General features: G+C 36.2%; 8 protein-coding genes. 2 read left to right on the top strand and 6 right to left on the bottom strand.

The window, feature by feature from the left end:
* Positions 1–270: 270 nt before the first annotated feature.
* Positions 271–1,080 (top strand): hypothetical protein, encoded by an 810-nt coding sequence (locus tag FVQ77_09895; protein ID MBW8050629.1) that lies wholly within the window; start codon positions 271–273, stop codon positions 1,078–1,080.
* 451 nt (positions 1,081–1,531) lie between these two features.
* Here FVQ77_09895 and FVQ77_09890 read toward each other — a convergent pair whose 3' ends face one another.
* The 5 genes from FVQ77_09890 to FVQ77_09870 all read right to left on the bottom strand — a co-directional run bounded on the left by FVQ77_09890 (position 1,532) and on the right by FVQ77_09870 (position 9,268).
* Positions 1,532–4,672, bottom strand: a complete 3,141-nt coding sequence (locus FVQ77_09890) for an ATP-binding cassette domain-containing protein (GenBank protein ID MBW8050628.1) — start codon at positions 4,670–4,672, stop codon at positions 1,532–1,534.
* A gap of 387 nt (positions 4,673–5,059) precedes the next feature.
* Positions 5,060–5,479: a hypothetical protein gene (locus FVQ77_09885; protein MBW8050627.1), complete on the bottom strand. Its 420-nt coding sequence runs from the start codon at positions 5,477–5,479 to the stop codon at positions 5,060–5,062.
* Between the two features lie 69 nt (positions 5,480–5,548).
* Positions 5,549–6,553 (bottom strand): hypothetical protein, encoded by a 1,005-nt coding sequence (locus tag FVQ77_09880; protein ID MBW8050626.1) that lies wholly within the window; start codon positions 6,551–6,553, stop codon positions 5,549–5,551.
* Positions 6,554–6,711: 158 nt separating this feature from the next.
* The gene (locus FVQ77_09875; GenBank protein MBW8050625.1) at positions 6,712–8,031 is read right to left on the bottom strand and encodes a citrate synthase; all 1,320 of its coding nucleotides are present in this window, start codon (positions 8,029–8,031) and stop codon (positions 6,712–6,714) included.
* 418 nt (positions 8,032–8,449) lie between these two features.
* On the bottom strand, positions 8,450–9,268 hold the full coding sequence (locus tag FVQ77_09870; GenBank protein ID MBW8050624.1) for a prohibitin family protein: 819 nt from the start codon (positions 9,266–9,268) through the stop codon (positions 8,450–8,452).
* A gap of 312 nt (positions 9,269–9,580) precedes the next feature.
* On the opposite strand from FVQ77_09870, the gene FVQ77_09865 reads away from it, so the two are divergent.
* The gene (locus FVQ77_09865) at positions 9,581–10,114 is read left to right on the top strand and encodes a YceI family protein (protein MBW8050623.1); all 534 of its coding nucleotides are present in this window, start codon (positions 9,581–9,583) and stop codon (positions 10,112–10,114) included.
* 143 nt (positions 10,115–10,257) lie between these two features.
* On the opposite strand, the gene FVQ77_09860 is transcribed toward FVQ77_09865, so the two are convergent.
* On the bottom strand, positions 10,258–11,124 hold the full coding sequence (locus tag FVQ77_09860; GenBank protein MBW8050622.1) for a lysophospholipid acyltransferase family protein: 867 nt from the start codon (positions 11,122–11,124) through the stop codon (positions 10,258–10,260).
* Between the last annotated feature and the right edge of the window lie 319 nt (positions 11,125–11,443).

Below are 11,443 nucleotides of genomic sequence, written 5' to 3'. Positions count from 1 at the left end.
AATCCTATGCTGATGAGTAAATTTATAATTTTTAGAAGTAATTTTATTAGTTTATAAATTTAATCGGACAACAGTGAAAAAAAATAAAAATTTCTCATAAAAAATTTGGAAGTTAAAAATACCTGCCTACCTTTGTGCCACTTTTTAGTACCTGTTGAATAAAAACAGATTCAACGGGATAAATATTAACTTAAACTTTTTAATTTAAACAAACACGGAACGTACAGACGCCCAAATTGGGCGTCTCAACATTCCTCAAAAAAAATTATTATGAAAAAATTAACAATTTATTCGTTTGCTCTCTTAATGGGAGCTGTTATGTTTTCTGCCTGTAAAAAGGATAAAATTTATGAGCCGGAAAATTTTGTAGTGGTTCAGGAGAATCAGGTACCCAACGGTACGCTTAATTATACTTTGTCAGTACAAGTAGTCCCTAGTTCTGAAAAGGGTAGAGTTTCAGGATTGGATCAGGCAACAGTAACTATTAATAGTGCTGGTGGTACTGCTACTGTTACTACTGCTAAAGATGGAATTGCTGTTTTTAGCGGCCTTTCAGAAGGATTTGTTTCAATTTATGTTGAAGCAACGGGGTATTCTAAAATGAATACATCAGTTTTTTTAGATCGTGACCCAGATTTGGTAACTGGTAGTGATGCTGCTGTAACACAGTTTGTAAGAGTACCTGTTACTTTACCAAGATTAGGTGCTACTTTGAAAGCCAGAATTTATGGTAATTTTCCTTTTGATACATCATTTAACAAGTGTAATTATGATAATGCTGTGATTACCAGATCTTCACATTATATATCTGGTGTAACAATTAGAATAGATTATAACGATCCTAATATGCAGCCTAATTTTTACACTACTACTACAGATGCGAGTGGTTTCATTACTTTTAGTAACGTACCTGAAGATTTTGCTACTTTATCAGTAGAATATACAGCTACACGTACCGATATTTGCGGTGCTCTTAATTATGATGTAGTAGAAACTTTTATCTTTTCAGGCGGTACACCTGGTGCCAACTTAATAGCAGATCGTACTATAGATCTAGGTAGTTTGCCATTGCAGTATTAATTTACTTAATTAAATGTTGGCCTAAACAAAAAGGCTCAGAAATCAACCTTTGAGCCTTTTTTTATTTAATAATTAAGACAAAACCCATTATTCCAACACTTCCTTCATCTTCCAAAAAGGAACGATAGCGATATTTTTGCTTACTTTTTCTTCATTATTGAAGGTAATTACAATCCCTTTTGAGAGGTTTAGCTTTTCCATTGCGTCAGTTAATCCGGTTAATTCTCTAATTCTGTTATAATGTTTTTTTTGAATTATAATAAAAAAGGCTCAGAAATCAACCCTTGAGCCTTTTTATATTCAAAAATTAAATATTGAGTCCATTCCAAAAAGTCAATTTTCGCCATTCACCCCGTTAGATAATGAAAATAAATACTAAACAATTTTACATATTTATAAAATACTGGATCTGTTTTATAATATTGTGGAATATCTGATAATTTCGATTGAGTTACTTTTTCCACTTGATCTTTTTCCCTATTTCTTCAAAGAAATCCATGCACCTCTTTAATACATCATAATACAGCGTAATATATAATATCACCGACATGGCCCAGATCACAAAAATATTAACCCAGAAAGTGTCATAATAATTTCCAAAGAATTGCTTCCTTGGTGCGTAGAAATGAGCTCTGAAATCCAGAGGGCCCGACACATTTAAAGGATCTTGATAGATCGGAGTGGTCCTTTGTATTAATCTTCCATTCTTTTCAATGATTCTGTTCATTTCTAAAGAATTTTTTACAATTTCAGCAATTTTTTCATTTTGATAATTATCCCGGTCTTGCTGATATTGATGAAGCCCCTTTAGAGTGCTGATTAAACTATTATTTAGTGAATCTCTTTCATTACTTGTCTGGTTATACTTTCTAATATAATATCCTTTTAATTGATCCAGAAATATCTTGGTATTCTCAGCAACTACCAGGTTAAAACTATCAGGATGCAGATACTCAATATAGGTAAAGTAAACTCCGGCTTCTTTACCTTTTTCTATCTCATGGCCGATCTCATATTTGAGCAGAAGCAGATTTTTTGCTACTTTTTCCTGAATATCTTTTCTTGATTTTTCATAATGGTTGGTACAATATTCAAGCTTTGACTGCAGTTCAGGAATATAATAAACTTTTTTAAAGTCAGCCATACCCAATTTTTTATCGTAAGCAAAAAACCGTTTTTCAAACTCATTATCTTTATATTGTGAAACAGTTATCGCCTCATAAGCCCATCTAGAAGCCATCAGTTCACCGATAATTGGCACTTTTTCCACAGAAGCCAGGCTCGGATGAAGTTTATCAAAGTTCACAATCACTCCGCTTAAAAGCAATTGAGGGATCAATAACATCGGTATCAGAATGTATATAGTAACGGCAGAATTAAATGAAGCAGAAATATTAAGCCCCAGCATATTGGCAAAGCAAGCTGTTGAAAATAATGCCAGCCAATAAGTCAGCGTCATGCCTTTGATATCAAGTATGAGGTTGCCAACTAATACGAAACTGATGGTTTGAACAGCAGACAGCACAAACAAAATGGTCATTTTAGAAAAAAGATAACTGTTTTTGCTTAGGTTTAGAAATTCTTCACGCTTCAATATCTTTCTGTCTCTGATAATCTCTTCTGCGCTCACCGTTAAACCCATAAACAGCGCTACGATGATGCTCATGAAAATGTAAGCCGGTAAATTTTCGTTTTGGCTGAAAATGTAGCCTTTTGTATTGGCTTCGTCTATGGTAAAATAACGTACAATAAAAGCCAGAAGAAGAGCTAAAAACGGAGCTTCCAGAGAGTTTATTGTCATGTACTGAATGTTGCTTATTTTAGAGAGCACATCCCTGGTAATAAATATTTGAAGCTGCTTAAATTTATTAGGCTGCGAAAGCGTACCCTGTGGTTTGTCATGGCTTTCTTCAATCTGTTGTGGTTTGATATTTTCCTTATAAACTTCATTCCATTGACTTGGAGCTACTTTACGCTGATCTGTAAACCTGCCATATTCATCCACAATTTTGGTTTCAATGATGTTAAAAACCTGTTCGGGATTTACATTTCCACATTCTAAACATTCACCATGTTCACTGCCAATCTGACGTGCCATTTTTTTGAAATACATGACAGCTTCAACGGGATTGCCATAATAGATAGGAAATCCGCCAACATCCAGGATCATGAGCTTGTCAAACATTTTAAAGATACTTGAAGATGGCTGATGGATAACAACAAAAACTAACTTGCCCCTCAGTGACAATTCTTTAAGCAGGTCCATAATATTTTCCGAGTCTCTGGAAGACAAACCTGAGGTTGGTTCATCAACAAAAAGCAATGAAGGTTCACGCAGTAATTCCAGGCCAATATTCAGACGTTTTCTCTGTCCACCGCTAATCGTTTTTTGTAATGGAGACCCTACTTGCAAATTCCGTGTTTCTGATAGCCCTAAGTTTGATAACGTTTTTGTGACAAGCTCATCAATTTGCTTATTTGAATAGTGACTGAAACAAAGTTTTGCTGCATAGAAGAGATTTTGATAAACGGTGAGTTCCTCTATCAAAAGATCATCCTGTGGAATATAACCAACAACTCCTTCAACTTTTCTCTTATCGTTGTGAATATTGATCCCATTGACAAGCACCTCACCCTTGGTTGGAGTATCATTTCCGTTAAGCACGTTAAATAGAGTAGATTTACCAGCCCCGCTGGCTCCCATGATACCTACAAGTTCACCTGATTTGGCGCTAAGGCTTACATTACGTAATCCAATTGCACCATTTGGGAATGTAAAAACTATTTTTTTTGCCTCAAATGAAATAGAAGACCGTGAATCATCGCTTAAAAACCTGCTGATAATATCACTATAATATATTGGATGAATCTTTGGGCTTCTTAAGGAACTGCCCGTAGCAAAAACAGATATTTGATTATGATTTAAGGCTACTCCATTCAGATAAATATCGCTGTCACCATTATACCTGACCATATATGATTCAACACTGGGGATCCTTAATACTGCAATATTACCGCTTAGATTTTCAGCATATATATGTTTTCTTTTTTTTGTTCCCTTTATTCCATCCTTTTGCTCAGGAAGGCTTTTTTCTTTATTATCGATGATCAATATATTTTCCAGATATACATTATAGATGCTCTTATTAAATATTTCACTACTCAGAACGTATTCCTTAATAGCCTCAAATTCTTCTTTTTCAATGTTAAAAATATCAGCAAAGGTTTTTACATACTCTTCCTCCTGCTCAGTAATAACGCCATCAGCAGCGACCAACTCAAAAAGACGAACCATGATAACTATCTTTTGCTTCTGAGTCAGCTCTTTATTGATCTTCATGCAGATGCGCAACGTACGGGTAGAATCTCTTGAGCGGGCTTTTATTTTCTGCGCTTCACTTTTTACTTCACCACTTGTTTCTGTTTCTTCTGCATACTGTTTAAGTAAGGTCATATATTCTACTACAGAATCTTCGTTTAGTTGCTGACGCAAAAAGGATTCAATTACTTTTTCTTCTTCAGAAGTGATCCCATCTTCTTTTGCAACTATTGCAAACAGCTGCATCAATGCTTTTAGTAGTTCTTCGCTCATTTTTAGGACACAAGGTAATAGGGAAATATAAGGTATAGAGGTATAATGTATTTCCCTGTTTTCTTGTTGATTATATAGGAATCCGATAGCTATCGGATTCTATGTTTTAATGATTCGTTAATACTCAATCCCGAATACTCGTGATAAATTTACAATAATACAAATAAAAAGCTAAAAAAAAACATTGATTCCGGGTACCCGGGACCAATGTTTAATAATTTGACAATTTAAGAAAAAAAGACATGAACAAATTTTCAAACCCCAATGTATCTGGGTTGATCAGCACACCTGTGTGCCCCCGAGTACTTGGGGGGACTGATGAAACCACGAATTACACGAATTACACAAATTAAATTAGTGTAATTAGTGTAATTAGTGGTTTCATTTTCAGTCACTACAATGGCAATCAAACCCAATGAGCAAAACCGCACAACCCTCATCAGTACCTCCCAATAATTTTGTCTGGATATAAAAATCATTGGTCGTATTGAATTTAAATTCCCACGTTGCAGCATTATCATAGTCTTTATTATCAAAGATCAGGTTATAATTTGCATCGAACAGCCTGTATTGGATGCTGCCTAACCCCTGTTCTCCACAAGCAACGATTTTATATGTTTCGTTTGCGTAGAAGGTGGTTTTAAATTCTGCAGTTTCCTCTCCGTTGAGCTTAGCGTGATAATATTGCCCGTCAGAGATATAAGGGTGTAAATCAGGCGCACACTCATTATCAAGGGTATTACATTGGGCAAAAACAACTCCTGAAGATAAATAGCCTATCCATATTAAAGCTATAACTTTTTTCATCTTAAAAATAGTTTTCAGTTTGAATACTTGAGTAAAGACTAACAGGGTGAACACAAGAACACATTCTTGTTAATCTTCATAGCTAACGATCTTAGTTCTAATATCTTTAATTCTCTTCCCTATTTTGGCCAATGCCTCAGGCGAAACTTCAATAGTGCTGCTGGTATTAATGGTCGTCACGCCTGTTTCAGGATTGGTTGTTGGTTCAGCATAAGATTCAGTGCTTTTAACGGCTTCATAGTCTTTCTGCAGCTCTTTCAATTCTGATAATATTTCAGGTATATTTTGCTCATTTTCAAAAGAACTTAGAAGCTTGATCAGGTTACTAAGGGGTTTTTGCTGCTCAGCGACCCTGTTAATAATGGGTTTTAGTATTATCATTCGTTGTTCTTCAGGTATTTCTTTTGGATAATTTTCGATCGTTGCTGAAGCAACAAATAAGCCTTCAATCCAGCTTCCTGTGATTATCAGAGCGCCTATGCTATTACGTGCGTTTTCTTTCAGGTAGCCATCTGTCATACGGAATGATTCAGTAACAACCCGGATCAAGGAATCTCTGTTATCAAGATTTCGTTCAAACCGTTCAATTACGTCCAGGTCAAAAGCTCCCAGGATACCTAGTTGATCCGCCAGCTTTTTAGATGCTTTTAAAAATGAAATAGCGTCCTGCGTTTTATAATAAATACAGGCATAACCAAGATCGGCTCCGTAGATACCCATATTGAGTGCAGACTTGTAATTTGAGGAAAAGTACTTATCTACCTGGGTTGTTCCATTCAATAACTCTCCCATATAAGATGCACCTGAATTTTTTATCAATGAAGTAACCTGGATAGGAGAAGGCAGACTATATACTACTTTCTCTACTTCGGCTTTTAATTCCTTACTTGCATCTTCAAATTTTATTCCTTTACCAAATTTATCTTCATCTGATGTACCGGAACCGCATGAATAAATAGAGAATACTATGGCGCATAGTGCATAGCCCCGCCAGCTGGCGGGGCGTAGCGCGTAACGTTTTGCGTTTTGAGCTTTGCGCCCTGCGCTTACGAAAGATTTAATAATTGTTGACATTGTAGATTATGTTTAAGGTTAAAATTATTGACCGTGCAAAGGTAAATAGAAAAAAATTAAATGCAAATGATATTTTATCTTTTTTTTTACTTTTGAATAATTTAAGTTCAGATGGTCAATGCCATTTGCCTTTAATTCCATTTTGTGTTAATTTTACATTATCTTTTATCTATAGCTACATAATTCCTTTCCTTTGCACCTACATAAATTTGCCTTGGCCTGCCGATCGGCTCGTTATTTTCCCGCATTTCTTTCCATTGGGCTATCCAGCCAGGGAGCCTCCCTAATGCAAACATTACTGTGAACATCTCCGTAGGAATGCCAATAGCTCTGTAAATGATCCCTGAGTAAAAATCAACATTGGGATAGAGCTTTTTCTCAATAAAGTAAGGATCAGTAAGCGCTGTCTCCTCAAGTACTTTTGCAATTTCCAATGCAGGGTCATTGATCCCTAATTTGTTAAGCACCTGGTCACAAGCTGATTTGATGATCCGGGCTCTCGGATCGAAGTTTTTATAAACCCTATGCCCGAATCCCATCAATCTAAAGGGGTCATTTTTATCTTTTGCCTTTTCAATATATTTTTTAACATTGCCCCCATCTTTATTAATGGCTTCCAGCATTTCAATCACTGCCTGGTTTGCTCCCCCGTGAAGCGGGCCCCACAAGGCGTTAATACCTGCCGATACACAGGCATATAAGGTGGCATGCGATGATCCCACAATTCTTACAGTTGAAGCGGAGCAATTTTGCTCATGATCTGCATGCAGGATCAGTAATTTGTTAAGGGCATCAACAACTACAGGGTCGGGAGTGTATGGTTGTACAGAGGGAAGCCCAAACATCATGTATAAAAAGTTTGAGCAATATTTCAGGTCATTTCTGGGATAATTTACAGGATGGCCCATGGAATTTTTATATGCCCACGCAGCCAGCGTAGGCGCTTTCGCCAGTATCCTTATGATCGTTAAATTGATCCTTTCAGGGGTACGGTATGGGTCTAATGATTCAGGATAAAACGCAGTTAATGAACAAATCAAAGATGACAATACACCTACCGGATGCGCATTGGAAGGAAATCCTGAAAATATCTTTTTTATTTCTTCATTTACCAATGTATGATAAGCAATATCGTTATCAAATTTGGCTAATTCTTTTTTTGTAGGTAATTCTCCATAAATTAATAAATAAGCAACCTCTGAAAAAGACGACTTTTCAGTTAATTGCTCTATCGGATACCCTCTGTATCGGAGCAATCCTTTTTCTCCATCAAGAAAAGTAATCGCGCTTTTGGTTGAACCGGTATTTTTGTAGCCGATGTCAAGCGTAATACAGCCGGTTTGCTGCCTGAGCTGAGATATATCTATTGCTTTCTCATTTTCAGAGCCTTCAATGATGGGGAGTTGATGTGTTTCCCCGTTTATATTAAGCTCTGCAGCTTCGGTTTCAATAGCATTATTTACTTTCGTTTCTTGCATTTATAAACACAGATTACCACCGAGAAATCGGGGCAGGCACAGAATATTTTATGGCTTTAGTTTAAACTAACGTTGCAAAATGTATAATTTTTCAAAATCACATTGAATACCTTTAAGTCGGCAGTCTCCAGTCGGCAGTCCATCCCGAGTACTCGGCAATTGTTTTTTGCCGACTGGGGACTGCCGACTGCCGATTTTATCAATTTCGTGTACATTTACAGAGCTAATATACAGTTTAACACGCTATATAAACCAAAGCCTATTTTATTTATTGGTCTGAGGTTATTTGTAATTAGTCATAGCCCCCCTATTCATCGGATGACCAAAACGCACAATCTATCCACTCATCAGATGATAGCTATTGCGTGTCATAGTCATTGTCTACTGCTTACTGCCTACTGCCTACTGCCTACTTTCCTTAATTGCCTCCCAAAATCAAAGGAAGTCCGTCTTTACCACTCCCGATCACGATAACTTTAGTGTTTGGAGAGCTAGCTAATTCCTGGGTAGCTATGATTCCTTTTTCTTTTAAGATTTTATCGGTTAAACTCGCGCTTAAAATTCTATTTGATTGAGCTTTACCCTTTGCATCAATTATCCTTTTTTCAGCTTCTTTTCGTGCTGTTTTCAGCTTGAACTCATAAGCCAATAGCTCCTGTTCTTTTTGCAGCTTGTCTTCGATGGCTTGCTTGATCTGTGGGGGAAGCGTAATTGAGCGAAGAAGCAAAGATTTCATCACAACATGATTTGCACTCAACACTTTTTCAGTTTCTTCAATGATAGTTTTTTCAACTTCAGCGCGTTTGGTAGAGTATATTTCTTCAGCAGTATATCGCCCCATTACTCTTCTTACAGATGAACGGGCCTCCGGAACTACCACCACATCTATATATTGTCCCTGAAATTTTTCCTGAAGCTCTCCGATTTTATTATAAACCGGATAAAAACGAACGGTAACATCAATATGTAATGATAAACCGTTCTTATCAAGTACATCCACTGTTTCTTCCTTTATTTGATCCTTAACCTGGTATAAAAACATTCGGTTCCAGGGAGCAATAACGGTAAAACCCGGTTGAAAAATATGTTCTTTATCAAGACCGGTAGTGAATTTTCTAAAAATTACACCCCTTTCGCCTGGTTCAATAGTAATAAACATACTACTTGAAAAAAAGATAAGCACAATCAGACCAATTACGCCTATCACCACAATTCTTACTAATCCTTTGTTTTCCATGATTTTTTTAATTTAAAAGTTTGTGGGCATCTCTAAAAACTACATATTTTTTAAAACACACCCCTTGCCCCTCTTGATAGAGGGGAATATATGGTGTAGTTTTTAGAGATGCCCTTGTTAAAAATGCAAAATTAATAAAAAAAAGAACTAATTGTATAGAAATATAAAAAAAATAAAAAATATTATAAATTAAAATTTTTATGCTTAACATTGCGCTTTCAAAATTATCATTAATCAATTAAACAATTACCAATTATGAAGAACTTAAAATTATTTTTCGCAGTATGCTTAACAGGTATAATAAATACCTCAATAGCACAATCAACATGGAGCTTTGACAAAGCTCATTCAAAAGTAACTTTTTCGGTAACACACCTGATGATTTCCGAAGTTTCCGGACAATTTAATGAATTTGAAGGCGAAGTGGTATCTAAAAGCGATGATTTTGCCGATAGTCAGATTGAGTTCACGATCAATGTTGGCAGCATCAACACAGATGACGAAAAAAGAGATGGACATTTAAAATCAGAAGACTTTTTTGATGCTGAAAAATATCCCATGATCACATTTAAAAGTAAATCACTAAAACAAGTAAAAGGTAAAAATTACAAATTGACGGGGGATATGACTATAAGAGATGTTTCCAAAGAGGTAACCCTTGATGTGATTTATTTTGGCACTATGAAGGACCCTTATGGAAACACCAAAGCAGGATTTAAAATTACCGGTGAAATCAATCGAATGGATTATGGTGTGAAGTGGAACTCGCCTTTGGAAGGTGGAGGCGTTGTAGTTGGTGAAACTGTTAACTTAGTCTGTAACGTAGAATTAATGAAGAAAAAATAATTTCAATTGTTTTTACCAGCCCCGCATGGCGCATGGCGAAGATCCAGATGCAGTCGGGGGCGCAGTGCGTAAAATCGCTTTGGAGGTACAAAATCTACTTCGGAAGTACAGAATTGTATTTGCGCAGTGTCTGATGCTATGCGCTATGCGCTTTTATGTTTCCATCTCCTGTGTGCCCAAAGATAATCTTCCGGTTTCTTTTTGATTATCTCTTCCAAAGCATGCATGTACTTTTCAGTTATCTCACCTGAAGAAGTACCAGAAGCGTTTTCTTCCAACAGCATTAACTCTACAGTATAATATCCTCTTTTTACGCGCTGTACATCAAAGTACACAACAGGTAAACTGTATAGCCTGGAAAAGAATTCCGCACCTTTCATGCAGGCAGTATCCTGGTTGAGGAACGTCATCCAATGAGCTCCTTTTGGGTTGGAAGGGCTTTGGTCTGCACCAAAAAAATAGGTGGCGGCTCTATCCATTTTAGAAGTAAATGATTTACGTACATCGGATATCGAAACAAGCTCGGTTCCATATCTTTTTCGATTTCTCAACATTTTTTTCTCAATATACGTGTTAGAGAGAGGGGTATAAAATGACACAATTTTGTGCTTCAACTGCGTTGCTACTGCCATAATTCCCCATTCCCAATTGGCATAATGAGCGCCAACTGAAATTACATTTGTCCCTTTGCTAAAATAATCGTTCATTAATTCGGGGTTGATAAACCTGTATCTTTTCTCTATTTCCTTTTGGCTCATGGTGAATCCTTTAATGGTTTCCAACAATATATCACAGAGGTTCTTATAAAATTCTTTGGCCAGCCGCTTTCGTTTATTAGCAGGCATATCGGGGAAAGAGTTCAATAAATTTTGGTTCACTACCTTTTTTCTGTATCCGACAATGTAATAAACAAGGAAATAAAGACCATTAGAAAAAAAGTATAACAGCCAAAAAGGCGCTACCTGGAAAAATTTTATAAAGAAGAGAAACAAAAAATAGGTGAACCGCATGATTTTTGGTAATTAGAAATTCGAAATTCGAAATCCGAAATTCGAAACTCGAAACTCAAAATCCGAAACTCGAAACTCGAAACTTGAAATCCGAAACTCGAAATCCGAAATTCAGAAACTCCTGACCTCGCAGTACAAATTCAAATAATTATCACACAATATTATCTATATTATTAGAATTTTCTATATTTGCACATACATATTATGAATTTTACATGATGGCTTTGAGGGATACATCATCATTGTAGCAAAGAAAAACTGAAAAACCGGAATTGTTTTCTCACGGGATTTAGCCCTGCCAAAGGCGGGGCACCACGTT

The sequence above is a fragment of the Cytophagales bacterium genome (assembly GCA_019456305.1).
In the GTDB taxonomy this organism is placed as follows: domain Bacteria; phylum Bacteroidota; class Bacteroidia; order Cytophagales; family VRUD01; genus VRUD01.
Note: the sequence above shows the minus strand (reverse complement) of the source record. Positions and strands in the feature narration are given on the sequence as shown.

Excerpts from the sequence above, each read along its gene's own strand:
- FVQ77_09870 (MBW8050624.1), bottom strand. The coding sequence starts at position 9,268 with ATGGAAAACAAAGGATTAGTAAGAATTGTGGTGATAGGCGTAATTGGT.
- FVQ77_09885 (MBW8050627.1), bottom strand. The coding sequence starts at position 5,479 with ATGAAAAAAGTTATAGCTTTAATATGGATAGGCTATTTATCTTCAGGA.
- FVQ77_09895 (MBW8050629.1), top strand. The coding sequence starts at position 271 with ATGAAAAAATTAACAATTTATTCGTTTGCTCTCTTAATGGGAGCTGTT.
- FVQ77_09890 (MBW8050628.1), bottom strand. The coding sequence starts at position 4,672 with ATGAGCGAAGAACTACTAAAAGCATTGATGCAGCTGTTTGCAATAGTT.
- FVQ77_09880 (MBW8050626.1), bottom strand. The coding sequence starts at position 6,553 with ATGTCAACAATTATTAAATCTTTCGTAAGCGCAGGGCGCAAAGCTCAA.
- FVQ77_09860 (MBW8050622.1), bottom strand. The coding sequence starts at position 11,124 with ATGCGGTTCACCTATTTTTTGTTTCTCTTCTTTATAAAATTTTTCCAG.
- FVQ77_09875 (MBW8050625.1), bottom strand. The coding sequence starts at position 8,031 with ATGCAAGAAACGAAAGTAAATAATGCTATTGAAACCGAAGCTGCAGAG.